Here is a 25,013-nt window from a genome sequence, read left to right as displayed (position 1 = left end):
TCTCAGTCCGGCGCCACCAGTCGGAAGCCCACCCCCCGCACGGTGCGCAGGTAGCGCGGCTTCGCCGCGGACTCGCCCATTTTGCGCCGTAGCCAGTACAGGTGAACGTCGATGGTCTGATCCTCGCCGACCGATGGCTGCCGCCATACCTCCTCCAAGAGCTCCCGCCGGGACACTACCCGGCCAGGACGGGCGGCGAGATACGCCAGCAGGTCGAATTCCTTGCGGGTCAGCGCCAGCGCCTCCCCGTCCAGGAGGGCACTGCGCTCGCCGACGTCGACCCGGAGGCCGCCCACGCTGTGCACGGCCGGCTGCACGGCGCGGCTGGCCCGCCCCACCCGGCGCAGCACGGTGGTGATCCGGGCGTCCAGGTGCGCGCCGGTGAACGGCTTGACCATGTAGTCGTCGGCCCCGGCGCGCAGCAGCTTGACCACGGACTGCTCGTCGTCGCGGGCGGTGGCGATGATGATCGGCACGTCGGTGATGCCGCGCAGCATGCGCAGGGCGTCCGACCCGTCCAGGTCCGGCAGGCCGAGGTCGAGCACGACCAGGTCGGGTGTTTCCGCGGCGACCCGGCGCAACGCGTCCAGCGCGGTGCCCACCGCGTGCACGGCATGGCCCCGGTCGGTGAGGGAGCGGAGCATCGCGCCGCGTACGACGTGATCGTCTTCGACCAGCAGGACGGTGGCCACCCCAGCACGGTACTCGCCACGGCAACCGGCCCGTCGTTGCGGCCCACCCCGGAACCCGCCAAGCTTGTCGAACCATGGCCTTCACCCTCTACCCGGACACCCGGCTGGCGCTGGCTCGGGACGCCCTGGCCGGCCTGTCGGTCGGCGACGCCCTCGGATCCCAGTACTTCGTTCCCGGCCGGCAGCCGGCCGACCTGGCCGACGGCCGGCTGCCCCCGCCGCCATGGCAGTGGACCGACGACACCGAGATGGCCTGCTCGGTGCTGGCGGCGCTCGCCGAGGCGGGCCGGATCGACCGGGACGCGCTGGCGCTCTCCTTCGCCGAGCGCTGCGAGCCGTACCGGGGCTACGGGCCCGGTGCGGTGCGCATCCTGCGGCTGATCCGCACCGGCACCCCGTGGCCGGTCGCCGCCGCCGCCGCGTTCGACGGGCAGGGCTCCTGCGGCAACGGCGCGGCGATGCGGGTCGGGCCGTTGGGTGCGTACTTCGCCGACTCGACCAGCCGGGCCGCCGCGCAGGCCCGGGCGTCGGCCGAGGTGACCCACGCCCACCCGGAGGGGGTCGCCGGGGCGGTCGCGGTGGCCGTGGCCGCCGCCCTGGCCGCCCGCGCCCGCCTGGACGGGTACCGGCCCGACCCGGCCCGCCTGCTCGCCGGCGTCGCGGCGGCGCTGGACCCGGCGACCGAGGTGCACCGGGGGGTCCGCCGGGTCGCCGGTCTGCTCGGTCGCCAACTGGCCGAGGTCGTGGACGCGGTCGGCAACGGTTCCCGGGTCACCGCGCAGGACACCGTCGCCTTCACCTGCTGGGTGGCCGCCACCCACCTGGACGACTACCCGGCGGCGATCCGGGCCTGCGTCGAGGCGGGCGGCGACGTGGACACCACCGCCGCGATCGTCGGCGCGGTGGTGGCCGCGTACGCCGGGGTGGGCACCCCCGGCGGGGTGCCCGACGACTGGCTGGCGGCCCGGGAGCCGCTGCCCGACTGGGTCGGCTGACCTCAGCGCACCGCACCCGCCTCGACCACCTCGCCGGTCGCGCCGTTCGGCACGGCGGCCGGCTCCTGGTCGAGCACCGAGCGGTCGATCTGGTCGGCCGGGGCCCGGCGCCGGCGGCTGATCAGCCAGCCCACCACCGCGCCGCCGCCGAGGCCGGCGAGCAGCCCGGCGACGAGCAGGCTGTTGGCGTTCGGGCCGGTGTCCGGCGCGGCCTCGGCCGGGGCGTCGCCGGGCTGGCCGCCCGGTGCCGCGCCATGTCCGCCGTGCCCGCCGGCCACGGCCGGATCCGCCGGCAGCAGCGTGAGCGCGGGCAGCAGGCGCTGCCCGGGGCCGTCGCCCCACCGCACCACCATGCCGTCGGCGTACGTCTGCAACAGCTCGAAGGTGAGCCGGTCGGTCTGCGGCAGCGGGCCCATCGACAGCGGCAGCCGGGCCGGGCCGTCACCTGAGGCGGGTGTCCGGGACCAGGTCACCGACGCGGTGACGATGTCGGTGGCGGGCGCGTGGATCCCCGCCACCGGCGTGTCGAGTTTGCGGGTGGTGATCAGCGGCGCCCAGCCGTCGATGGACAGCGGGTAGACCTCGGCGATCGGGGTGTCCGCCGGCAACCGGATCTCGATCCGCTCGGTACGGACCCCGGGCCGTTCGTCGGGTACCACGAACTCCAGCTTCACCGCCTCGCCCTGCCGGGCCTCGGTCGGGGTGAAGCCCGCGTCGGCCGCCTGGGCCGTGGCGGGCCAGAGCAGCACCGCGGCCGTGGCCAGGACGGCCACCGGCCCGCCCCGGCGTCGACGGCTCCCGCCGCGCGTCATCGCCATGTTGGGTTCCCATCCGTGTCGACGCGGCCGTGCGGCCACACCGGCTGGTACGGATCCCGGGCCGGGAAGGTTCAACGGTGGGCCCGGTCCGGTGCTGGCGGTGTCGGCGGTGGTGGCCGGCGGCGCGACCGATAGCATCGCAGTGAGCCAACCTCGGCATCGTCAATTTCACCTGCTGTGAGGAGTCACCCGTGTCCGCACCCCGTACCCCCGCCGTGGCCGACCCCGTCGTCGTCGCCGCCGGGACGACGGCGGCCGACGCGGTGGCCGCGGCCGGGCTGCCCACCACCGGCCCGAAGGCGATCGTGGTGGTCCGCGACCCGCAGGGGATGCTGCGCGACCTGGACTGGAAGCCGGCCGAGGAGACCGCGGTCGAGCCGGTCGCCCTCGACTCGCCGGACGGGCTGAACGTGCTGCGCCACTCGACGGCGCACGTGCTCGCCCAGGCCGTGCAGGACGTCTTCCCGGAGGCCAAGCTCGGCATCGGCCCGCCGATCGACAACGGCTTCTACTACGACTTCGCGGTGGACAAGCCGTTCCAGCCCGACGACCTGGCCCGGCTCGAGAAGCGGATGCAGGAGATCGTCAAGTCCGGGCAGCGGTTCCGTCGCCGTCGCTTCGACAGCCTGGACCAGGCCAAGGCCGAGTTGGCCGCCGAGCCGTTCAAGCTGGAACTCATCGACGTCAAGGGCGAGGGGCTGGACTCCTCCGAGGTGATGGAGGTCGGTGGGGGCGAGCTGACCATCTACGACAACCTCGCCGCCGACGGGGACAAGGTCTGCTGGTCGGACCTGTGCCGCGGCCCGCACCTGCCGAACACCCGGCTGATCGGCGCGTTCAAGCTGATGCGCTCGGCCGCCGCGTACTGGCGCGGGTCGGAGAAGAACCCGCAGCTGCAGCGGGTGTACGGCACCGCCTGGCCGACCCGGGACGGGTTGAAGGCGTACCTGAAGCTGCTGGAGGAGGCCGCCCGGCGCGACCACCGCAAGCTCGGTGCCGACCTCGACCTGTTCAGCTTCCCCGACGAGATCGGCTCCGGTCTCGCGGTGTTCCACCCCAAGGGTGGCATCATCCGCCGCGAGCTGGAGAACTACTCGCGTCGCCGGCACGAGGAGGCGGGGTACGAGTTCGTCAACAGCCCGCACATCACCAAGGCGCAGCTCTTCGAGACCTCGGGCCACCTGCCGTACTACGCCGACACCATGTTCCCGCCCATGCAGTTGGAGGGCGCGGAGTACTACCTCAAGGCGATGAACTGCCCGATGCACAACCTGATCTTCAGGGCGCGCGGGCGGTCCTACCGTGAGCTGCCGCTGCGGCTGTTCGAGTTCGGCACGGTCTACCGGTACGAGAAGTCGGGCGTGGTGCACGGCCTGACCCGGGTGCGGGGCCTGACCCAGGACGACTCGCACATCTACTGCACCCGGGAGCAGATGGCCGGCGAGCTGACCACGCTGCTGTCGTTCGTGCTGGACCTGCTGCGCGACTACGGCCTGGACGACTTCTACCTGGAGCTGTCCACCCGGGACGACTCGCCGAAGTTCATCGGGTCGGACGCCGACTGGGCGGAGGCGACCGAGGCGCTGCGCACCGCGGCCGAGACCTCCGGGCTGGACCTGGTGCCCGACCCGGGTGGCGCGGCCTTCTACGGCCCGAAGATCTCGGTGCAGGCCAAGGACGCCATCGGTCGGACCTGGCAGATGTCCACCATCCAGGTCGACTTCAACCAGCCGGAGCGGTTCGGCCTGGAGTACCAGGCCGCCGACGGCACCCGGCAGCGGCCGGTCATGATCCACCGGGCGCTGTTCGGCTCGATCGAGCGGTTCTTCGGTGTGCTCACCGAGCACTACGCGGGGGCGTTCCCGGCGTGGCTGGCCCCGGTGCAGGTGGTCGGCATCCCGATCCGCGAGGACCACACCGACTACCTGCACGGCTTCGTCGCCGCGCTGCGCGCCGAGGGCATCCGTGCCCAGGTGGACGCCGGTGACGAGCGGATGCAGAAGAAGATCCGCAACGCCCAGCAGCAGAAGATCCCGTTCATGGTGATCGCCGGGGACGACGACGTGGCCGCCGGCACCGTCTCGTTCCGCTACCGGGACGGCTCCCAGCGCAACGGGGTGCCGCTCGCCGAGGCGGTCGCCCACGTCCTCGACGTGGTCTCGTCCCGTACCAACATCGGCCCTTCGGCCGCCTGACCTGCCGCGACGGCGGCTCCTGCCGGGCGCAGGGGCCGCCGTCTAGGCGTGTGCCGGTCGTCGTCAGATGCCGCAGCTCGGCGCCGACCAGGAGCGGCTGGGCGAGTTACCCAGGTGGGTGTGGTCGTTGTGGCCCGGGTAGCCGGGGCCGAGGATGTTGCTGAAACCGTGGTTGCGGGCCTGCTGGGCGAGCGCGCAGAAGGAGTGCGACCCGACCAGGTCGATCCCGTCGCCGTAGAGGTGCCGGCTGTTGCTGGCCCCGCCGACCGCATTGTTGCAGGAGTAGCTGCGGAACCCGCTGCTGAGGTAGATGGGCGCGTTGCCCATGGCGCGGCGCATGGCCTGGAGTTTCCACATCGAGACCAGCGCGTTGAACCGTGCGGTGCTCGCCGAGACCGCGCCGCCGGACCAGTCGCTGTTGCACCGGTTCCACTCGGCGTAGCTGAAGCTGACCGGCGTGCAGTCGGGGTCCTGGAGCGCGTATATCTGGTTGAACGTCTGTGGGCCGGCCACCCCGTCGGCGGCCAGGCCGTACGCCTGCTGGAAACGGATCACCGCGGCCCGGGTAGCCGGACCGTACGCGCCGTCGAGGCCGAGCACCGCACCGTAGCCGGGGTAGCCGGAGACCCGGATCTGCAGCTGGCGTACGTCCTCGCCGGTCATTCCGGAGGACAGCATGCGGCCCCAGGTGTAGCAGCCGTCGGCCTGGGCGGCGGTGCCGGTGGCGGTCACCGCCACCAGGCTCGCTGCCACGGCCATCACACCGGCGGTGACGGCCTGTGCCAGGCGTTGTCGGAGTTTACGTCGTTCCACGATCAGCTCCAATCGACGATCTTCGACGCAAGATGGATTGGAAGTTTTACGTATGTCAATGCAAGAGTCAAGAAATCCTTGATTGGCTTTGCAACGGGGCGTCAGCGTCTGCCGTCCCGCGAGCGGTGCCGCGGTGCGGGTGGTGAGTGGTCGCCGCGCGGTACGTAGGATCGCCGATGTGACTGGGGCGGAGGCGAACACCGACAGGGACCTGGCCGGCGGCCTGGAGCGGCTCTGGACGCCGCACCGGATGACGTACATCGCCGGTGAGGATCGGCCCGAGGGCGGCTACGACAAGCCCGCCGGTTGCCCGTTCTGCCTGGCCCCGAGCCGGCCACCGCAGGAGAGCCTGGTGGTGGCGCGGGGTGAGCACGTGTTCGCGGTGCTCAACCTGTACCCGTACAACGCGGGCCACCTGCTGGTCTGCCCGTACCGGCACGTGGCCGACTACACCGACCTGGACGGGCCGGAGACGGCCGAGCTGGCGTCGTTCACCCAGACCGCGATGCGGGTGATCCGCAAGGTCAGCAACGCGCACGGCTTCAACCTGGGGATGAACCAGGGCGGGGTGGCCGGCGCCGGCATCGCCGCCCACCTGCACCAGCACGTGGTGCCCCGGTGGGGCGGCGACGCCAACTTCATGGCGGTGATCGGGCGCACCAAGGTGCTGCCGCAACTGCTCGGCGACACCCGCGACCTCCTCACCCGCGCCTGGCCCTCCTGACCGCGCAGCGTCACCGGTGCGACACGCCGGCGCGTCGGCGTGTCCGGCCGTTGAGCTGCGTGGGCGGGCCACCGCGGCACGGCACGCCGGGGCGGGCGGGAAACGGCCCGCGCCGGAGTGATCCACGAACCCCGGTCGCCCGTACGGATGACCGTGGTGGATGTCTGTCAAAGCCTGTCCGGAAGATGGCACGATGCGCCGATGGCGGAGTCGACGCGGACGCTGGGCCGCAGCGGCATCGAGGTCAGCGCCCTGGGCATGGGCTGCTGGGCGATCGCCGGTCCCTGGGCCGAGGGACGCACCCCGCTGGGCTGGGGAGCGGTCGACGACGAGGAGTCGATCCGGGCGATCCGCCGGGCCCTGGACCTCGGCGTGACGCTGTTCGACACCGCCGACACCTACGGCGCCGGGCACGGTGAGCGGGTCCTCGGGCGGGCCCTGGCGGGCCGGCGCGACGCGGCGGTCATCGCCACCAAGTGGGGCTACACGTTCGACGAGCGGGCCCGACAGGCCACCGGGACCGACGCCTCGCCGGCGTACCTCCGGCAGGCCGTGCAGGACTCGCTGCGCCGGCTCGACACCGACCGGATCGACCTCTACCAGCTGCACCTGGCCGACCTGCCGGTGGCCCGGGCGCAGGCGCTGATCGGCGCCCTGGAGGATCTGGTTGCCGACGGCCTGATCCGGGCGTACGGCTGGAGCACCGACCGGGCCGACCGGGCCGCGGCCTTCGGGCAGGACGCCCGGCACGCCGCCGCCGTGCAGCACAGCCTGTCGGTGCTGCGCGACGCCCCCGACCTGCTCGCCGTCTGCGCCAAGTACGACCTGGCCAGCATCAACCGGGGGCCGCTCGGGATGGGGCTGCTCACCGGCAAGTACCACCCCGCCTCGAGGCTGCCCCGCGACGACGTGCGGGGCATGACCTCGGGCTGGCTGGAGTGGTTCCGGGGTGGGCGACCCGCCCCGGAGTGGCTGCGCCGGGTGCACGCGGTCCGGGCGGCGCTGACCGCCGACGGGCGCACCCTGGCCCAGGGCGCCCTGGGGTGGATCTGGGCCCGCAGCGACCGGACGATTCCGATCCCGGGCTGCCGCAGCGTCGCCCAGGTCGAGGAGAACGCCGCGGCGCTGGCCCGGGGACCGCTCAGCCCCGACCAGTTCGCCGAGGTGGAGCGGCAGCTCGCTGCCCTGCGAGCCGCCGCCCTGCGCGAGGTCGACCGCCCCTACTGGCCCAGCCCCATGCTGCCCACCGCCCGCCCCTGACCGGGGCGGACCACGGTCAGGTGTGTTCCTTGCGGATCTGGTCGGCGAGGTGGGTCGGCATCGGGTCGTGACGGACGAAGTGGCGGCGGAAAGTGCCGGCCCCCGCGGTCATCGCGCGCAGCTCGACGGCGTAGCGCAGCAGTTCCGTGGCGGGCACCTCGGCGCGGACCAGGGTGCGCCCCTCCGAGTCCGGGTCCGGCTCGGTGCCGAGCACCCGGCCGCGCCGACCGGACAGGTCGCCCATCACGGTGCCCACGTTGCCGTCGGGCACCCGGATGCTCACCTCGTCGATCGGCTCCAGCAGCGTCGGCTGCCCGCCGTCGGCGGCGGCGCGCAGCGCCAGGGCTCCGGCGGTCTGGAACGCCGCGTCGGAGGAGTCCACGCTGTGCGCCTTGCCGTCGACCAGGGTCACCCGCAGGTCCACCACCCGGTGGCCGGCGACCAGGCCGCGCTCCATCTGGGCGCGTACCCCCTTCTCCACCGACGGGATGTAGTTGTGCGGCACCGCGCCGCCGACCACCCGGTCGACGAACTCGAAACCGGCGCCGCGCGGCAGCGGCTCCACCTCGATGTCGCAGACGGCGTACTGGCCGTGCCCGCCGGACTGCTTGACGTGCCGGCCGTGCCCGCGTGCGGCCGTCGTCAGCGTCTCCCGCAGCGCCACCTTCACCGGCTCGGTCTCCAGCTCGACCCCGCCGGCGCGCAGCCGGTCGAGGACCACGTCGGCGTGCGCCTCGCCCATGCACCACAACACCAGCTGGTGGGTCTCCGGGTTGCGCTCCAGGCGCATCGTCGGGTCGCCGGCCACCAGCCGGGCCAGGTTGCGGGCCAGGGCGTCCTCGTCCGAGCGGGACTTCGCCACGATGGCCACCGGCAGCAGCGGCTCGGGCATCTCCCACGGGGCGATCAGCAGCGGCTCGTCCTTGGCGGAGATGGTGTCGCCGGTCTCCGCGCTGCCCGACTTGGTGATCGCGCAGATGTCGCCGGCCACGGCGACCCCGACCTCCCGCAGGGTGGCTCCCAGCGGGCTGTAGAGGTGGGCGATCCGCTCGTCGGCGTCGTGGTCGGGGTGGCCGCGCTCGGCCAGGCCGTGCCCGGAGACGTGCACCGTCTGCTCGGGACGCAGCGTGCCGGAGAAGACCCGGACCACGCAGACCCGCCCGACGTGCCGGTCGATGGTGGTCTTGACCACCTCGGCGACCAGGGGACCGGCCGGGTCGCAGGTCAGTGGCGGGCGGGGCGAGCCGTCCACCCCGGTGACCGCCGGCAGGGCGTGCTCCGGCGGCGACGGGAAGCCGGCGGTGAGCACCTCCAGCAGCGCGTCCAACCCGACCCCGGTCGTCGCGCAGACCGGCACCACCGGGTAGAAGTGACCGCGGGCGACGGCCTTCTCGAGGTCCTCGATCAGGATGTCGGCGCCGATCTCCTCGCCACCGAGGTACCGGTCCATCAGGGTCTCGTCCTCGCTCTCCGCGATGATCCCCTCGATCAGCTCGTTGCGGGACTCGGCGATGGCCGGCAGGTGCTCCGGGTCGGGTTCGCGGACCTGCGGCGGCAGGCCGTCGGTGTAGTCGAAGACCCGCCGGGTGATCAGCCCCAGCAGGCCGACGGTGGAGACCCCGTCGTCGCCCAGCATCGGCAGGTAGAGCGGGAGCACGTTGTCGCCGAAGACCCGCTGGCAGAGCGCCACCGCCTCGTCGAAGTCGGCGCGCGGATGATCCAGCCGGGAGACCGCGACCGCCCGGGGCATGTCGACCGCGGCGCACTCCTCCCACAGCGCCGCGGTGGCGGCGTCCATCCCGTCGACGGCGGAGACCACGAACAGCGCGGCGTCGGCGGCGCGCAGGCCGGCGCGCAGCTCACCGACGAAGTCGGCGTAGCCGGGGCTGTCCAGCAGGTTGACCTTGATGCCGTCGTGCACCAGGGGCGCGCAGGCCAGCGCCACCGAACGCTGCTGGCGTACGGCCGCCGGGTCGTGGTCGCAGACGGTGTTCCCGTCGGTGACCGAGCCGGCCCGGGCGATCGTGCCGGTCGCCGCGAGCAGCGCCTCGACCAGGGTCGTCTTGCCCGCTCCGGAGTGCCCGACGAGCACCACGTTGCGGATCCTCGCAGGATCGGTGACCGCCGGAACGCCGGCGGTAACCCCCTTGTCCTGACTCTTCTGCGCCATCGGGCGCACCTCCCTCAGCCGGTGGTGGTGGGTGGCGACCGCCGCGCGCGACGGAGATGCGGCCCGGGCGGGTACTGCGGCGATATCCTCCGGTGGATCGCTCCGAACCGGGCAGTCAACGGGCGGTCAGGTGAGCCGGCTCACCCTCCCGGCTCGATCTCACACCCGATGGCGGGACCGGCACAACCCTGCCAGGTCAGACCGGCGGTGTCGCTGGTCGGGCGACGACCGTTATCGTGGGACCGCCATGGCGAAGATCTTCCAAGTGTCGGCTCGCGCGGGGATGACCCGCGTCGTGGAGCCGATTGCCCGCCGCCTGCTGCGCGCGGGCGTGTCCCCCAACGCGGTTACCGTCGCGGGCACCCTCGGGGTGCTCGTCGGCGCGCTCGGCTTCGGCGCCCGCGGGCATCTGGTCGCCGGTGCGCTGATCGTGACGGTCTTCGCGCTCACCGACCTGCTCGACGGGACGATGGCCCGGATGAGCGGCGGCTCCACCAAATTCGGCGCGTTTCTCGACTCCAGCATGGATCGGGTCGCCGACAGTGCGGTCTTCGGCGCGGTCGCCTTCTACCTGGCCGGCAGGGGGGATCGCGCGGGGATGGCCGCCGCGCTGATCTGCCTGGCCGCGGGTGGGCTCGTGTCGTACGTGAAGGCCCGCGCCGAGGGGCTCGGGATGAGCGCCAACGTCGGCATCGCCGAGCGCACCGAGCGGCTGCTGATCGTCGGCGTCGGCGGCCTGCTCACCGGGCTCGGCGTCACCAAGGCGCTGCCGATCGCGCTGTGGCTGCTCGCGGCGGTGTCGCTGTTCACCGTCGGCCAGCGGATGCGGCACGTGTACCGGCAGGCCCAGCAGGTCGGCGCGCCCGGCGGCCACGGGTGAGCGGCACACGGAGGCGTGGGTCGAGGACTCCCGCCGGGACCTCGACACACGCCCGGGCGGGAGGCCCACCCCGGTGAACCCCACCGAACTCGGCTTCGCCGCCGGCTGGCGGCTGATCCGCGCGCTGCCCCGGCCGGTCGCCGCCGCGGGGTTCAACGCCGTGGCCGACCGGGCCCACCGTCGCCGCGGTGCCGGCGCCACCCGGCTCGCCACCAACCTGCGTCGGGTGGTCGGCCCAGAGCTGCCCGAGGCCGAGCTGGACGAGCTGGTCCGCCAGGGCCTGCGCTCGTACGCCCGCTACTGGATGGAGGCGTTCCGGCTGCCGTCGCTGAGCCGCCAGCAGATCCTCGCCGGGTTCCGGCTGGGGCGCGCCGAGCTGCTCGCCGCCGACGTGGCGGCCGGGCGCGGCGCGGTGGTGGCGCTGCCGCACGCCGGCAACTGGGACGCGGCCGGGGCATGGGTCGCGGCCAACGGCTGGCCGTTGTCCACCGTCGCCGAGCGACTCAAGCAGGAGGGCGTCTACCAGCGCTTCCTCGCGTTCCGGCAGAGCCTGGGCATGGAGATCCTGCCCACCACCGGCGGTGAACGCCCGGCGATCGACGTGCTGACCGACCGGCTCGCCGCCGGGGCGGTGGTGCCGCTGCTCGCCGACCGGGACCTGTCCACCCGCGGGGTCGAGGTGGACTTCTTCGGCGGCCGGACTCGGATGCCGGCCGGCCCGGCCCTGCTCGCGCTACGCTCCGGGGCGCCGTTGTACGTGGCGTCGATGTGGTACGAACCGGATGCGGCGTGTGCTCTGCTCGACGGCCCACTGCCGGTGCCGGGGCCTGAGGAGGGCACGCTGGACGCCCGGGTCCGGTCGCTGACCCAGTTGATCGCCGACCGTCTCGCGGCGGGCATCGCCCGGAATCCGCAAGACTGGCACATGTTGCAGCGGATGTGGCTGGACTGAGGGGGACGGGCGCAATGCGGATCGGCATCGTCTGCCCGTACTCCTTCGACGTGCCCGGCGGGGTCCAGAACCACGTCATGGACCTCGCGGAGGCGCTGATCGGGCTCGGGCACGAGGTGAGCGTCCTCGCCCCGGCGGACGAGGACTCGCCGCTGCCGCCGTACGTGGTGCCGGCCGGCCGGTCGGTGCCGCTGCCGTACAACGGCTCGGTGGCCCGGATCGCCTTCGGCCCGGTCTCCACCGCCCGGGTACGCCGGTGGATCACCCGAGGCGACTTCGACGTGCTGCACGTGCACGAGCCGTTGGCGCTGAGCCTGTCCATGCTCGCCGTGCTCTCCGCCCGGGGGCCGGTGGTGGCCACCTTCCACACCGCGATGACCCGCTCCCGGGTGCTCTCCGCCGCCCAGGGCGCACTTCAGATCGTGCTGGAGCGGATCACCGCGCGGATAGCGGTCAGCGCCCTGGCCCGCAAGGTGCAGGTCGAGCACCTGGACGGCGGCGCGGTGGAGATTCCCAACGGGGTCGCGGTGGCCAAGTTCGCCGGGGTCGAGCCGCTGCCCGGGTGGCCCGGGGAGTGCGCGCCGGGTACCGGCGGCACGCTCGGCTTCCTGGGTCGGTTCACCGAGCCCCGCAAGGGCTTCCCGATCCTGCGGGACGCCTTCGTCGAGCTGGCCCGCCAGCGCCCCGGGCTGCGCCTGCTGGTCGCCGGCCCCGGTGACCCGGACGACCTGTTCGACCAGTTTCCGCCCGACCTTCGGGAACGGGTGACCTTCCTCGGGTTGGTGCCCGAGGAGGAGAAGGCGCGGATGCTGCGCAGCGTGCACCTCTACGTCGCACCGAACACGGGTGGCGAATCCTTCGGCATGATCCTCACCGAGGCGTTGGCCGCGAGCACCACCGTCGTCGCCAGCGACCTCGACGCCTTCCGTCGGGTGCTCGACGGCGGGCGGGCCGGGCGGCTGTTCCCCACCGGCGACCCGGTGGCGCTGCGTGAGACCCTGGCGGAGCTGCTGGACGACCCGGCCCAGCGGGCGGAGTTGACCGCCTGCGGTGACCAGGTGGTGGCAAATTTCGACTGGCCCGTGGTTGCCCGGCGGGTTCTGGAGGTATACGCAGCGGCGATCGAGGCAACCGACGGGCGGGTGATCGACCAGGAGTGGGTGGGGCCGGACTGATCGGGAGGAACGGGAGCAGCACTACGATGCCGGGCATGTGGTGGGTGGTGGGCGCGACGGTGGTCGCCGCCCTGGTCGTGGCGTACCTGATCTGGACCGCCGGCCGGGTCGAGCGGCTGCAGGGCCGCGCCCAGCTGGCCGCCCGCGCCCTGGACGCCCACCTGCTGCGCCGGGCCGCCGCCGCGGCGGTGCTGGCCGAACGCCGCTACGGCGTCGAGCTGTACGCGGCAGCGCGCATCGCGCTGGACGCCCGCCCGGACGAGCGGGAGGCGGCCGAGAACGACCTGACCCGGCAGCTGCGCACGGTCCGGCTCGACCCCACCGACCCGGACTGTGAGGCCGTCATCGCGGCCAGCCGGCGGCTCGCCCTGGCCCGGCAGGTGCACACCGACCTGGTCCGCGACGCCCGTACGGCGCGCGGCCGACCGGTGGTACGCCTGTTCCGGATGGGGCGCGGGCACACCTGGCCCCGCTACTTCGACATCGACGACCCGACCCTCGCCGTCCCCGCCGCCGACGTCCCGACCAGGTGATCGGGGCGTCGGTCGCGGCTGCCGGGCGAGGGTGACGGCGGCCACAGAGCAGGCCACCACGGGTCTGATTGGCTGTCGGTACGGCGTTGACCCGGGCGTAGCATCTCCGCTGCCACCTCCCCGAGTACGCCTGAGGAGCGATGATTCGTGTCCGAGACGACTTCCCCGAACGCCAGCGCCACCCCGGTCGTCGGCACCGCCCGCGTGAAGCGTGGCATGGCCGAGATGCTCAAGGGCGGTGTGATCATGGATGTGGTCAACGCCGAGCAAGCCAAGATCGCTGAGGACGCCGGCGCGGTCGCGGTGATGGCGCTGGAGCGGGTTCCGGCCGACATCCGCGCGCAGGGCGGGGTGTCGCGGATGAGCGACCCCGACATGATCGACGGCATCATCAACGCGGTCTCCATCCCGGTGATGGCCAAGGCCCGCATCGGCCACTTCGTCGAGGCGCAGATCCTGCAGTCCCTCGGCGTCGACTACGTCGACGAGTCCGAGGTGCTCACCCCGGCCGACTACGCCAACCACATCGACAAGTGGGCCTTCACCGTCCCGTTCGTCTGTGGTGCGACCAACCTGGGCGAGGCGCTGCGCCGGATCACCGAGGGCGCTGCCATGATCCGCTCCAAGGGCGAGGCCGGCACCGGTGACGTCTCCAACGCCACCACCCACATGCGCAAGATCCGCCAGGAGATCCGCCGGCTCCAGTCGCTGCCGACCGACGAGCTGTTCGTCGCGGCGAAGGAGCTGCAGGCGCCGTACGAGCTGGTCAAGGAGATCGCCGAGACCGGCAAGCTGCCGGTGGTGCTGTTCACCGCCGGTGGCATCGCCACTCCGGCCGACGCCGCCATGATGATGCAGCTCGGCGCGGAAGGCGTCTTCGTCGGCTCCGGCATCTTCAAGTCCGGCAACCCGGCCCAGCGGGCCGCCGCGATCGTCAAGGCGACCACCTTCCACGACGACCCGGACGTGCTGGCCAAGGTCTCCCGGGGGCTCGGCGAGGCGATGGTCGGCATCAACGTCGACGAGATCCCGCAGCCGCACCGCCTCGCCGAACGCGGCTGGTGACGTGAAGGAAGGGCCCTTGTTAACGCCTCCTGTAGAGGAAGGGTCCCTTCTTAACACTCGGAAGGAACGCACGTGACGGCACCCGTGATCGGTGTCCTCGCCCTGCAGGGTGACGTCCGCGAACACCTCACCGCGCTGACCGGAGCGGGCGCACAGGCCCGCCCGGTACGCCGGCCGGAGGAGCTGGACGCGGTCGACGGCCTGGTCATCCCGGGCGGGGAGTCCACCACGATCAGCAAGCTGGTCGACATCTTCGAGCTGCGCGACCCGATCGACAAGCGGATCGCCGCCGGCATGCCGGTCTACGGCTCGTGCGCCGGCATGATCATGCTGGCCACCGAGGTCCTCGACGGCCGGCCGGACCAGCGCGGCTTCGACGGGATCGCGATGACCGTCCGGCGCAACGCGTTCGGCCGGCAGGTCGACTCGTTCGAGGCACCGGTGGAGGTCGACGGCATCGGCGGCGGGCCGCTGCACGCGATCTTCATTCGAGCGCCTTGGGTCGAGCGGGTCGGCGACGGCGTCGAGGTGCTGGGCACGGTGACCGACGGCCCGGCGGCCGGCCGGATCGTGGCGGTGCGGCAGGGCAACCTGCTGGCCACCTCGTTCCACCCGGAACTCACCGGCGACCTGCGGCTGCACGGCTACTTCGTGGACCTGGTCCGGACCACGAGCTGAGCCGGCCGGCGCGCGGCGCGAGCTGAGCCGGCCGGCGTGCGGCGCGAGCTGGGCTGGCCGGCGCGCGGCGCGAGCTGAGTCGGTCCGCGTAGCGTGGCGACTGCCGGGCCGGACCTCAGCCGGCCACCGAGCGCAGCCCACCCGGCCGCCGGCCCAGCAACCGGTCCAGCGCCTCCGCGCTGGCAGCGTCGGCGGGTAGCTGCACGACCAGCCGCTGCTGGTCGTCGGCGACGTCCAGCGTCTCGTACGCCAGCCGCAGCGGCCCGACCTCCGGATGCCGCAACCAGCGGACGCCGGTGGACCTCACCGCGACTGGCCGGCGCTGCCACCGGGACATGAACGGCGCTCCGACGGTGCGGCCGAGTCGCTCGGCGAACGCGTCGGTGGCCGGGTCACCGCGGCGCAGCCCGTGCAACTCGGTGACCTGCTGGTCGGCCAGCTCCGCCCAGTCGGGGAAATACTCGCGGGCCCGTTCGTCGGTGAAGACGAACCACACCAGGTTGGGGTGAGCACCGTCGAGCAGCCCCAGCGGTCGGGCCAGCCGGTCGAACGTCTCGTTCCAGGCCAGCACGTCACCGAGCCGGTTGAGCAGGTACGCCGGCCGGTCCCGCAGCGCCTCCAGCAGCGCCCGAACCTCCGGACGGACGGTACGCGAGACCGCCGACCGCTCGCCGGCGCACAGCTGCTGGCGATGGTTGACCGACGCGAGTTCCTGTAGGTGTTGCCGGTCGGCGTCGTCCAGCCGCAAGGCGTCTGCCAGCGCGGCGAGGATCTCCGGCGAGGGCCGGGTGTCCCGGCCCTGTTCGAGGCGGGTCAGGTACTCCACGCTGACCTGGGCCAGCGTGGCCAACTCCGCCCGGCGCAGCCCTGGAGTGCGTCGCCGGACACCTTCGGGCAACCCCACCTGGCCGGGCCGCAGGGCCTCCCGGCGGCTGCGGAGGAACGCGCCCAACTCCCCGTCCATCACGGGTCCAGTCTGCCGGTGTCGCCGGGCGCGAGGGTGTCCCCGCCAGGGCTACCCTCGCGCCGGCCTCCCGGTGGTGCCGGACCGCGGGTGGAATCGAGCCATGAACAGTGCGCAGAAGAACGGACCGGTCGTCGTGGGCCTGGTCGTGGGCAGCAGTCGTCCGGGCCGACGAGGACCGGCGGTGGCCGGATGGGTGGCCGAGGTGGCCGCCGGGCACCCGGCGGTACGGACCGGCGCCGCGATCGTCGAGCTGATCGACCTCGCGGAGCAGCGGCTGCCGATGCTGGACGAACCGGTGCCGGCGAGGTTCGGCGACTACCGCCACGACCACACCCGCCGCTGGTCGGCGGTGGTGGCGGCGTGCGATGCCTTCATCATCGTCACCCCGGAGTACAACCGGTCGGTCCCGGCCGTGCTCAAGAACGGCATCGACTATCTGGACGCCGAGTGGCGCGGCAAGTCGGCTGGGGTGCTCTGCTACGGCGTGAACGGAGGCGGGCAGGCGGTCGAGCATCTGCGGACGATCCTCGCCGAGGTGGGGATGACGGTCGTGCCGAACCACGTCGAGCTGGGACTCTTCACCGACTTCGAGTGGCCCGGCGATGACTTGTCCGACCCGACCGCCATCGCACGGATCGCGCCTGGCGAGGGCCGGGCGGCGGCGTTGACGGCGATGCTCACCGACCTCCTTGCTGCCGCCGGGGGACGTGGCTCCGGCGATCGGCCGGAGCCGGAGCGGGCCGGCGGTGGTGTCGGCGAGGTGGCGGGTTGGGCCGTGGCCCCGGTGGCGGGGCGGTGAGCATGGAGACCATCCTGATCACGTACCAGGTCCGCCCCGATCGCCTCGCCGAGCACCTGACCCTGCTCGGCGCCGTGCACGAGGAACTGGTCCGGCTCGGGCCGCCCGGGTTCCGCTACCTGACTCTGCGACTCGACGACGGGCACCGCTTTGTCGATGTCGCCATGGGCCCGGATCTGCCGGGGCCGCTGCCGGAGCTGGAGTCGTTCCGGCGTTACCGGGCCGGCCTGGAGGAGCGCTGCGAGCAGCGGAGCACAGCTGGGTTCACCGTGCTGGGGTCGTACGGCATGGGGGAATAGCTTTTGTCCGCTATGCGTTGATCGCACTGATCGGGTCGGCCGCTGACGTGCGGCGGGTGACGACCACTCGTGGTCCGTCGGTAGGATTGTCGAGATTCGGCAGGGCCATCTGGCCGCCACGGCTTCCACCAGAGCTGACCGGCACCACCCGTGTGCGCCGGTGCGGAGCGGGGCGCGTGCGGTGCGGTCGATGCAGGCGGCGGGTAGCAACGGAGGTAACAGATGTCCGGCCACTCAAAGTGGGCGACGACCAAGCACAAGAAGGCGGTCATCGACGCCAAGCGCGGCAAGATGTTCGCCAAGCTGATCAAGAACGTGGAGGTCGCGGCGCGAACCGGCGGTGGCGATCCGGCCGGCAACCCGACGCTCTACGACGCGATCCAGAAGGCCAAGAAGAACTCGGTCCCCAACGACAACATCGATCGTGCGGTCAAGCGCGGCTCCGGCCTGGAGGCCGGCGGTGCCGACTACCAGACGATCATGTATGAGGGCTATGGCCCCAACGGCGTCGCGCTGCTGATCGAGTGCCTGACCGACAACCGCAACCGGGCGGCCACCGAGGTGCGCACCGCGCTGACCCGCAACGGCGGCTCGTTCGCCGACGCCGGCTCGGTGTCGTACATGTTCTCCCGCAAGGGCGTGGTGATCGTGCCGAAGGCGGGCACCACCGAGGACGACGTGATGATGGCGGTCCTCGACGCGGGTGCCGAGGAGGTCAACGACCTGGGCGAGGCGTTCGAGGTGGTCTCCGAGCCGGGTGACCTGCTCGCCGTGCGGACCTCGCTGCAGGATGCCGGCATCGAGTACGAGTCGGCCGAGTCCTCGCTGATCCCCAGCGTAAACGTGCCGCTGGACGAGGAGGGCGCGCGCAAGATCTTCAAGCTGATCGACGTCCTGGAGGACTGCGACGACGTGCAGAACGTCTTCGCCAACTTCGACGTCAGCGACGACGTGATGGAGGCGGTCGGCTGAGCCGGCCCCGACGACTGGCGCGACAGCAGGGCGCGCACGCGAGCCTCGGGCTTGGGTGCGCGCCCTGTCTGTGTGTCAGGACCCGGAGTGTCAGGACTCGGAAGGTGTGACGGCGTCCTGTTGGTTGTCGGACGGCGGACACTTGCTAAAGATATCTTTCTAAAGCATTCTCTACCTATGGCTGACGAGGTGCCCGAACGTTCGATCAAAGTCACTGACCCACGCGCCCTGCGGGCGTACGCGCACCCGCTGCGGATGCGCCTGATCGGGCTGTTGCGCGGCGAGGGCCCGATGACCGCGACTCAGGCTGCCGCCCGGCTCGACGACAACGTGCCGAACTGCTCGTTCCACCTGCGGCAACTCGCCAAGTACGGGTTCGCCGAACGCGTCCCCGGGGCGGACGGGCGGGAACGGCCCTGGCGGGCCACCACGCAGTACACCTCCTGGGACGACGACTCCGACGATCCGGCGATGAAGTCCGCCGCCGACCAGCTCAACAGCTTGATGCTCGCCCAATACGTGCAACGCGCGCAGGGCTACCTCGCCGTCCGCGCCGACGAGCCCGTCGAGTGGCGGGCCGCCGCCGGCTTCGGCGACGCGTTGCTGCACGTCACCGCCGCTGAGCTGCGCGAGGTCACGGAGGGGATCGACGCACTGCTGGCCCGGTACGACGAGCGGATCGCCGACCCGGCGAAACGTCCGCCCGGATCCCGCCCGGTGATGATCATCCAGATGGCGCTGCCGCGTGGAGCCGTACCCACCGAGGGCCAGCGAGCTGGATCCGACCATGACTGAAACCGTCGTCCGGGCCGACCCGGCACCGTCTCGCCGGCCGCGCGTCCCACGGCTGCTCCAGCAGACCGCCTTCCGCCGCTACTGGTCCGCGCAGACCGTCTCGCTCTTCGGCGACCAGATCACCATGCTCGCCGTGCCGCTGCTGGCCCTGCTCGCGGTCGGCGCCGGGCCCGCCGAGATGGGCTACCTGACCGCCGCCGCGCTACTGCCGAACCTGTTCTTCTCGCTGCCGGCCGGTGCCTGGGTGGACCGGCGGCCACGTCGGCGCCAAGTAATGATCATCACCGATCTCGGCCGGGCGGGCCTTCTGCTGGCCGTGCCGCTGCTGTGGTGGGCGGACGCGTTGAACCTGCTGCTGCTGTGCGCCATGGTCTTCCTCATCGGGCTCCTCTCGGTGTTCTTCGAGGTGGCGCACAGCAGCCTGTTCGCCGCCCTGGTCCAGCGGCCCGACTATGTGGACGCCAACAGTCTGGTCAACGGCAGCAGAGCCCTGTCGCACGTGGCCGGCCCGAGCATCGGTGGCCTGCTCGTGCAGGCGCTCACCGCCCCGGTCGCGCTGTTCTCCGGCGTGCTCACCTACCTGACCTCGGCGGTCTTCCTGGCCCGGACACAGGTCACCGAGCATCCCCTGGCGAGCGGCTCCGGCCAGGGCATGGCCGCCGGCGTGCGGTACGTGGCCCGCTCCGCGGTCCTCCGGGCGACGTTGCTCGGCACCACCACGCTCAACCTGTTCAACTACATGTTCGCCGCGCTCTTCGTGCTGTACGTGACCACCGAACTGGGCGTCTCCCCGGGCCTGCTGGGCCTGATCATCGGGGCCGGTGCGTTCGGCGGACTGCTCGGCGCGGCGGTCACCGGCCCGGTCAGCCGCCGGATCGGCATCGGCCCCGCGGTGCTCCTCGGGTTCGTCCTCTTCCCGGCCCCACTGGTCCTCGTGCCGCTGGCCGTGGGACCGCAGCCGCTGGTGCTCGCGCTGCTGTTCGCCGCCGAGTTCGTCTCCGCGCTGGGCGTCATGGTCCTCGACATCGCGGTCGGATCGGTGCAGATCGCCGCCACGCCGGTGGCGATGCTCGCCGTGGTCTCCGGCTTCAGACGCACCGTCAACTACGGCATCCGGCCGATCGGCGCCCTGATCGGTGGGGCACTCGGTGCCGCGATCGGGGTACGTCCCGCCCTCTGGATCGCCAGCCTCGCGGCCCTGCTCGGGGTGTTCTGGGTCGTCTTCTCCCCGCTGCGCACCATGCGCAAGCTGCCCGAGGGGTGACCTCCCGCCGCGGTCTCTGCCCGGCCGACCCCGCTCGGCGGGTCAGGTGAAGAGGCCGGCGGGTGGCCGAAATCCACCAGAACTTCGCCGAGCCGGTAGCGGACCTGATGCGGGGGCAGGTGTGGCGGAAGTCGACGTCGAGGCGTGGATCAGGGAGCATCGGCCGGAGCTGGCGGAAGACTGATCGGGAACCCGGGGGAGCGGTGACGGCAGGTAAACGGTTCACGCCCGGGGACGTGGTCGTGCGGCGGGAGATCCTGCGCGGCGAGGTCTGGTTCGGCTGCCCGACGATCTGTGTCGAGGACTCGCCCGATCTGCTCGCGCTCTACCTGCCGCCGGGGGCCGAGTTCGGCTTTCCCGACGACGGGACCTTCCCATGCGGTCGCCACCCCTGGCAGGCGGCGGGCCACACCGCTTGGACCGGCCACGGCAAGCTGACGCTCCAGCGCCCCGGCGAGGCGCACTCGGTCGACGTGTTCTGGTCCGGCCCGGACCGGACCTTCGCCGGCTGGTACTTCAACCTCCAGGACCCGTTCCGGCGTACGCCGGTCGGGGTGGACACCCTCGACCACGAACTGGACCTGTGGTGGGCGGCGGACGCCGACCGGTACGTCTTCAAGGACGTCGAGATGTTCGCCCAGCGGCTGGTGGAGGGGCGCTACCCGGGGATGGGCGAGGCGATCCGCGCCGAGGGTGACCGGATCGCCGCCCGGCTCGACGTCGGCGAGCGCTGGTGGGACGAGTCCTGGGCCTCCTGGAAGCCCGACCCGGCCTGGCCGGTCCCGCGCCTGCCCGCCGGCTGGGCCACCGTCCCCTGCTGAGGACACCCGGCAACAAGCAGGCGGCGGCGGTCAGGCCGCCGTCTCGCGCTCCCGCCAGGCGGTACGGATCGAGGTGCGGCCGTTGGTGCGCAGCAGCGACCCTTCGTACACCCGGGCCCCGGCGGCCAGGAACCCGGCGGCCGCCACCAGGAGCAGCAGCAGCGACAACGGCAGTTCCCAGCCGGCCGCGTCCCCGGTGAACAGCCGCAGCGGCATCGCCGTGGGCGCCGAGAACGGCAGGTAGGAGAGCATCCGCATGGCGGTGGCGTTGTCGTTCAGGAAGATCACCGCGAAGAACGGCAGCATCACCGCGAGCTGCACCGGCATCGACACGCCGCCGATGTCCTCCAGCCGGTTGACCAGCGCACCGGCCGCCGCCCACATCGCTGCGATCAGCACGAAGCCCAGCAGGAAGTACGGCACGAACCATCCGATCGCCGGCCCGAGCAGCGTGAGCAGTCCGTTGTTGTCGCCGAACGCCATCCCGGCCACCGCGACCAGGGCGACCAGCCCGATCTGCCCGAGCGCCAGGATGGTGCCGGCGAGCATCTTGCCGGCGAGCAACGCGCGGACCGGCACCGCGGCGACCAGGATCTCCACGATCCGGGTCTGCTTCTCCTCGATGATGCTCTGCGCGATCTGCACGCCGAAGGTCTGCGAGGTGATGAAGAAGATGAAGGCGAAGGCGAACGGCACCAGGAAGGCCACCACCGGGTCCACCGCGTCCGGATTCAGCAGCCGGACCGGGGGCGCACTGCTCAGCGCCGAGACCACGTCGTCGGGGGCCTCGTTCATGGCGAGCACGGCCGGGCCGGTGACGACCGCGGCGTCCACGTCGCCGTCGCGGACCGCCTGCTCGGCGGCGGCGTCGTCGGGCACCGTGTGCACCTCCAGCCCCGCCGCGCGCAGCGGACCGGCCGCCGCCTCGGTCACCGCCACGGTGGACGGTCCGCCGGAGAGCAGCGGCGGCAGGATGGTCGCCGCCGCGGCGATCAGCAGGAAGAACACAGTGCTGATCAGGAAGGTACGGTCGCGCAGCTTGACCCGGATCTCCCGAGCGGCGACCAGGCGGGTGGCCTGCATGATGTTCACTGGGCGGCGACCTCTCGGAAGATCTCGGCGAGGGAGGGGCTGACCGGGCGGAACGCGCGGACCGGGCCGCGGGCCAACGCCGCGTGCAGCACCGGCTGCTCGTCCGCGCCGGGCGCGAGGTCGAACACGGCGCGGGCACCGTCCAGATCGACCAGGGACACCCCGGGCTGGTCCCGCAGCCAGCCCGCATCCGTCTCCACCACCAGCTCGAACCGGGGCGTGGTGTACGTCTGGCGCAGCTGCTCGCGGCCGCCGGCGGCCCGGATCGTGCCGTCCGCGATGATCACCAGGTCGTCGCAGAGCCGCTCGACGACATCCAGCTGGTGGCTGGAGAAGAGCACCGGTACGCCGGCGGCGGCCCGCTCGCGCAGCACGCCGACGACCGTGTCCACGGCCAGCGGGTCCAGGCCGGAGAACGGCTCGTCGAGCACCAGCACCTCGGGTTCGTGCACCAGCGCGGCGGCGATCTGGGCCCGCTGCTGGTTGCCCAGCGACAGCGTCTCCAGCAGGTCGTCGCCGCGCTCGGCGAGCCCGACCCGCTCCAGCAGTTCGTCGGTGCCGCGCCGGGCCGCATCCGCGGTCAGCCCGTGCAGCCGGCCCAGGTAGGTCACCTGCTCGCGGACGCTCATCTTCGGATAGAGGCCGCGTTCCTCGGGCATGTAGCCGAACCGCCGCCGGGCCTCGCGGCTCAGCGGCGTGCCCTGCCACCGCACCTGGCCGGCATCGGGGGCGAGCACCCCGAGGATGATCCGCATGGTGGTGGTCTTGCCGGCGCCGTTGCCGCCGACGAAGCCGGTCATCCGGCCGGCGACGACATCGAAGGACACGTTCTTGAGCACCTGACGGTCGCCGAAGCTGCGGTCGACGCCGTCGAGGCGGAGTACCGAGGTCACGGCGTTCACGCTAGATCGCCGATCATCCGTTGCCTTCCGTCCGGCGGCGGAGATCCGGGCTCCGCCCTGCGGCGGAGGCGCTCATCCGCCGGGCCGGACCACCCCGTGCTCGTACGCGAAGATCACCGTCTGCACCCGGTCGCGCAGGCCGAGCTTGGCCAGCATCCGGCTGACATGCGACTTCACGGTCGCCTCGCCCAGGTGCAGCGCGGCGGCGATCTCGGCATTGCTGGCGCCCCGGGCCACCAGCTCCAGGACCTCCCGCTCCCGGGGTGTGAGGTCGCGCAGCGCCACCTCCGGTGCGGTGCCAGCGCCGGTCGTCGGGGCGCCGGGCCGGGCGAAGGTGGCGATCACCCGCCGGGTGAGTTCCGGGGCGAGCAGTCCCTCGCCGCGGGCCATCACCCGGATCGCCTCGACCAGCGCCTCCGGCGTGCCGTTCTTGAGCAGGAAGCCGCTGGCCCCGGCCGCCAGCGCGGCGAACAGGTAGTCGTCCCGGTCGAAGGTGGTCAGGATCAGCACGGCCGGGTCGCCGGGCTCGGCCGCTTCCGAGGTGATTCGCCGGGTGGCCGCCAGCCCGTCGACCCCCGGCATCTCCACGTCCATCAGCACCACGTCCGGGCGCAGCGCCCGAGCCATGCCGACCGCCCGCTCGCCGTCCGCGGCCTCGCCGACCACCTCGATGTCGTCCTCCACCTCGAGGATGACCCGAAAGCCGGTACGGACCAGATGCTGGTCGTCGGCGAGCAGCACCCGGATCGGCGGCACCGACTCACTCATGCCGGAGTCCCCACGGTCAGCGGCAGCGGGAAGCGGGCCCGCACCCGCCAGCCGCCGCCGGTCCGCCGGCCGACCTCCAGGGCGCCGCCGTGCGCGGCGATCCGTTCGCGCATCCCGATCAGCCCCAGCCCGTCGGCGTTCGCCGGTCGGGTGGCCCGGCCGTCATCGGTCACGTCGACCTCCACCTCGTGTTCCAGATAGCGAATTCGCACGTCGATCACGGTCGCCCCGGTGGCGTGCTTCAACACGTTCGTGGCGGCCTCCTGCACCACCCGGTACGCGGCCTGGGAGAGCGACTCCGGCAGCGGCGTGGGGTCCCCGTACACCCCGAGGGTCGCCCGCAGCCCGGCCTCGCGGGCCCGGTCGACCACGGCGTCCACCTGGTCGATCCCGGCGGGCTGCTCCGCGTGGTCCGGGGCGCCGTCGCGGGCGCGCAGCACGCCGAGCATCCGGCGCAGCTCGTCGACCGCGGTGCGGGCGGTCTCCTCGATCGCGGTCAACGCCACCCGGGCCTTCGCCGGGTCCTTGTCGAAGACCCGGCGGCAGGCCGACGCCTGCACCCCCATCACCGACACGTGGTGGGCGACCACGTCGTGCAGTTCCCGGGCGATCCGGACCCGCTCGCCGACCACCGCGTGCTCCCGGACCTCGGCCTGCGACCGGCGCAGCCGCTCTGCCTGCTCCGCCAGCTCGTGCTGCCGGCGGGCGGCGATCCACGCGGTCTCCCCGAAGAAGTACGCGAACCCGAAGAACAGCGTGTTGATCAGTACGCCGGTGACGATCGCGGCGAGCAGCGGCGGCACCGGCCCGATCGCGTCCGCGAAGGCGTCCGCGGTGAGGGTGCCGAAGCTGATCACGTAGGAGACCCCGAGCCAGACGAACATGCCGGCGATCAGGCCGATCCGCAGCCGCCGGGACAGCCGGCGGTCCCGACCCCAGGCGCCCAGGGTGTAGATGGCGGCGAACAAGGCCCACTGGGAGAGCTGCCACTCGGGGACGGCACGTGCCTGCGACCCGATGAACGCGGCCGACACGACCAACGCGGTGGCGGCGGGGAAGCGGCGCCGCCAGATCAGCGGCAGGGGCACCGCGACGGTCCAGAGGACCTGTTCGAGGCCGGACGGCGGTGGCCCCAGCAGGAACGTCCCGGTGCTGCGGGCCAGCGTGAGGCTGAGCAGGGCCAGCGCCGTCGCGGCGAGCCCGGCGTAGAGGTCCAGGCGCTGCTGTTCGGGTGTGGGCCCGGTCCGCCGCCAGTCGTCGGGGGTCTCGGTGGTCACCCTGGCTACGATGTCATCCCGTTGCTCGGTGCCCTAACGGCAACTCGGGGTGGCGGCGTCCCGACGTGTCCAGTGACACAGGGGAGTCCCGCATCGTGGCCCGGTCC

Annotated in this window: 25 protein-coding genes; 16 read left to right on the top strand and 9 right to left on the bottom strand. The window is 72.6% G+C overall.

The window, feature by feature from the left end; all coding sequences use genetic code 11:
* Positions 1-2 precede the first annotated feature (2 nt).
* A complete protein-coding gene (locus C1I95_RS04155; protein ID WP_111212421.1) occupies positions 3-692 on the bottom strand; it encodes a response regulator transcription factor in 690 nt (229 codons plus the stop codon).
* Between the two features lie 74 nt (positions 693-766).
* Here C1I95_RS04155 and C1I95_RS04150 point away from each other — a divergent pair, with 74 nt between their 5' ends.
* Complete coding sequence (locus tag C1I95_RS04150) at positions 767-1,687, top strand: ADP-ribosylglycohydrolase family protein (RefSeq protein WP_111212420.1); 921 nt, start codon at positions 767-769, stop codon at positions 1,685-1,687.
* Between the two features lie 2 nt (positions 1,688-1,689).
* Here the strand turns inward: C1I95_RS04150 and C1I95_RS04145 are convergent, their stop codons facing one another.
* Positions 1,690-2,505, bottom strand: a complete 816-nt coding sequence (locus C1I95_RS04145; RefSeq protein ID WP_158566282.1) for a DUF1775 domain-containing protein — start codon at positions 2,503-2,505, stop codon at positions 1,690-1,692.
* A gap of 191 nt (positions 2,506-2,696) precedes the next feature.
* Here C1I95_RS04145 and thrS point away from each other — a divergent pair, with 191 nt between their 5' ends.
* Positions 2,697-4,700, top strand: coding sequence for a threonine--tRNA ligase (thrS, locus tag C1I95_RS04140; protein ID WP_111212418.1), 2,004 nt, complete (start codon positions 2,697-2,699; stop codon positions 4,698-4,700).
* Positions 4,701-4,763: 63 nt separating this feature from the next.
* On the opposite strand, the gene C1I95_RS37070 is transcribed toward thrS, so the two are convergent.
* Positions 4,764-5,513: a D-Ala-D-Ala carboxypeptidase family metallohydrolase gene (locus C1I95_RS37070; RefSeq protein WP_199523597.1), complete on the bottom strand. Its 750-nt coding sequence runs from the start codon at positions 5,511-5,513 to the stop codon at positions 4,764-4,766.
* Positions 5,514-5,691: 178 nt separating this feature from the next.
* On the opposite strand from C1I95_RS37070, the gene C1I95_RS04130 reads away from it, so the two are divergent.
* Positions 5,692-6,237 carry an HIT family protein gene (locus C1I95_RS04130; RefSeq protein WP_233513354.1) on the top strand — a complete coding sequence of 182 codons (546 nt, stop codon included), beginning with the start codon at positions 5,692-5,694 and terminating at the stop codon, positions 6,235-6,237.
* Positions 6,238-6,438: 201 nt separating this feature from the next.
* The gene (locus C1I95_RS04125; RefSeq protein WP_111212417.1) at positions 6,439-7,497 is read left to right on the top strand and encodes an aldo/keto reductase; all 1,059 of its coding nucleotides are present in this window, start codon (positions 6,439-6,441) and stop codon (positions 7,495-7,497) included.
* Positions 7,498-7,513: 16 nt separating this feature from the next.
* On the opposite strand, the gene C1I95_RS04120 is transcribed toward C1I95_RS04125, so the two are convergent.
* On the bottom strand, positions 7,514-9,667 hold the full coding sequence (locus tag C1I95_RS04120) for an elongation factor G-like protein EF-G2 (RefSeq protein WP_111212416.1): 2,154 nt from the start codon (positions 9,665-9,667) through the stop codon (positions 7,514-7,516).
* A 247-nt stretch (positions 9,668-9,914) separates the two neighbouring features.
* Here C1I95_RS04120 and pgsA point away from each other — a divergent pair, with 247 nt between their 5' ends.
* The 6 genes from pgsA to pdxT all read left to right on the top strand — a co-directional run bounded on the left by pgsA (position 9,915) and on the right by pdxT (position 14,950).
* Positions 9,915-10,547 (top strand): phosphatidylinositol phosphate synthase, encoded by a 633-nt coding sequence (gene pgsA / locus C1I95_RS04115; RefSeq protein ID WP_111212415.1) that lies wholly within the window; start codon positions 9,915-9,917, stop codon positions 10,545-10,547.
* Between the two features lie 73 nt (positions 10,548-10,620).
* Entirely contained in the window at positions 10,621-11,499 is an 879-nt protein-coding gene (locus C1I95_RS04110) for a phosphatidylinositol mannoside acyltransferase (protein ID WP_111212414.1), read from the top strand.
* Positions 11,500-11,513: 14 nt separating this feature from the next.
* Positions 11,514-12,674, top strand: coding sequence for a glycosyltransferase family 4 protein (locus tag C1I95_RS04105; protein ID WP_111212413.1), 1,161 nt, complete (start codon positions 11,514-11,516; stop codon positions 12,672-12,674).
* Between the two features lie 26 nt (positions 12,675-12,700).
* Positions 12,701-13,207, top strand: a complete 507-nt coding sequence (locus C1I95_RS04100) for a hypothetical protein (protein WP_111212412.1) — start codon at positions 12,701-12,703, stop codon at positions 13,205-13,207.
* A 147-nt stretch (positions 13,208-13,354) separates the two neighbouring features.
* Positions 13,355-14,272 (top strand): pyridoxal 5'-phosphate synthase lyase subunit PdxS, encoded by a 918-nt coding sequence (gene pdxS, locus C1I95_RS04095; RefSeq protein ID WP_111212411.1) that lies wholly within the window; start codon positions 13,355-13,357, stop codon positions 14,270-14,272.
* A 72-nt stretch (positions 14,273-14,344) separates the two neighbouring features.
* Positions 14,345-14,950, top strand: a complete 606-nt coding sequence (gene pdxT, locus C1I95_RS04090; RefSeq protein ID WP_111212410.1) for a pyridoxal 5'-phosphate synthase glutaminase subunit PdxT — start codon at positions 14,345-14,347, stop codon at positions 14,948-14,950.
* A gap of 115 nt (positions 14,951-15,065) precedes the next feature.
* On the opposite strand, the gene C1I95_RS04085 is transcribed toward pdxT, so the two are convergent.
* Positions 15,066-15,914, bottom strand: a complete 849-nt coding sequence (locus C1I95_RS04085) for a helix-turn-helix transcriptional regulator (protein ID WP_233513355.1) — start codon at positions 15,912-15,914, stop codon at positions 15,066-15,068.
* A gap of 103 nt (positions 15,915-16,017) precedes the next feature.
* On the opposite strand from C1I95_RS04085, the gene C1I95_RS04080 reads away from it, so the two are divergent.
* The 6 genes from C1I95_RS04080 (at position 16,018) to C1I95_RS04055 (ending at position 20,867) form a co-directional block, all read left to right on the top strand.
* Positions 16,018-16,716, top strand: coding sequence for an NADPH-dependent FMN reductase (locus tag C1I95_RS04080; RefSeq protein WP_111212408.1), 699 nt, complete (start codon positions 16,018-16,020; stop codon positions 16,714-16,716).
* A 2-nt stretch (positions 16,717-16,718) separates the two neighbouring features.
* The gene (locus C1I95_RS04075) at positions 16,719-17,015 is read left to right on the top strand and encodes a hypothetical protein (RefSeq protein WP_111212407.1); all 297 of its coding nucleotides are present in this window, start codon (positions 16,719-16,721) and stop codon (positions 17,013-17,015) included.
* Between the two features lie 222 nt (positions 17,016-17,237).
* Complete coding sequence (locus tag C1I95_RS04070; protein ID WP_111212406.1) at positions 17,238-17,987, top strand: YebC/PmpR family DNA-binding transcriptional regulator; 750 nt, start codon at positions 17,238-17,240, stop codon at positions 17,985-17,987.
* A gap of 177 nt (positions 17,988-18,164) precedes the next feature.
* Complete coding sequence (locus C1I95_RS04065) at positions 18,165-18,782, top strand: winged helix-turn-helix domain-containing protein (RefSeq protein ID WP_111212405.1); 618 nt, start codon at positions 18,165-18,167, stop codon at positions 18,780-18,782.
* The gene (locus C1I95_RS04060; protein ID WP_111212404.1) at positions 18,775-20,046 is read left to right on the top strand and encodes an MFS transporter; all 1,272 of its coding nucleotides are present in this window, start codon (positions 18,775-18,777) and stop codon (positions 20,044-20,046) included. The genes C1I95_RS04065 and C1I95_RS04060 overlap by 8 nt, the downstream gene beginning before the upstream one ends.
* 203 nt (positions 20,047-20,249) lie before the next feature.
* Positions 20,250-20,867: a ribonuclease FAU-1 family protein gene (locus C1I95_RS04055; protein WP_233513353.1), complete on the top strand. Its 618-nt coding sequence runs from the start codon at positions 20,250-20,252 to the stop codon at positions 20,865-20,867.
* Positions 20,868-20,897: 30 nt separating this feature from the next.
* On the opposite strand, the gene C1I95_RS04050 is transcribed toward C1I95_RS04055, so the two are convergent.
* The 4 genes from C1I95_RS04050 to C1I95_RS04035 form a co-directional block, all read right to left on the bottom strand.
* A complete protein-coding gene (locus tag C1I95_RS04050; RefSeq protein WP_111212402.1) occupies positions 20,898-21,959 on the bottom strand; it encodes an ABC transporter permease in 1,062 nt (353 codons plus the stop codon).
* Positions 21,956-22,852, bottom strand: a complete 897-nt coding sequence (locus tag C1I95_RS04045; protein WP_111212430.1) for an ABC transporter ATP-binding protein — start codon at positions 22,850-22,852, stop codon at positions 21,956-21,958. Before C1I95_RS04045 ends, C1I95_RS04050 begins: the two co-directional genes overlap by 4 nt.
* 81 nt (positions 22,853-22,933) lie before the next feature.
* Positions 22,934-23,629: a response regulator gene (locus C1I95_RS04040; RefSeq protein ID WP_111212401.1), complete on the bottom strand. Its 696-nt coding sequence runs from the start codon at positions 23,627-23,629 to the stop codon at positions 22,934-22,936.
* Entirely contained in the window at positions 23,626-24,906 is a 1,281-nt protein-coding gene (locus C1I95_RS04035; RefSeq protein ID WP_111212400.1) for a sensor histidine kinase, read from the bottom strand. Before C1I95_RS04035 ends, C1I95_RS04040 begins: the two co-directional genes overlap by 4 nt.
* Positions 24,907-25,013 lie beyond the last annotated feature (107 nt).

The organism is Micromonospora craterilacus (assembly GCF_003236315.1).
Taxonomy (GTDB): Bacteria; Actinomycetota; Actinomycetes; order Mycobacteriales; family Micromonosporaceae; genus Micromonospora; species Micromonospora craterilacus.
Note: the sequence above shows the minus strand (reverse complement) of the source record. Positions and strands in the feature narration are given on the sequence as shown.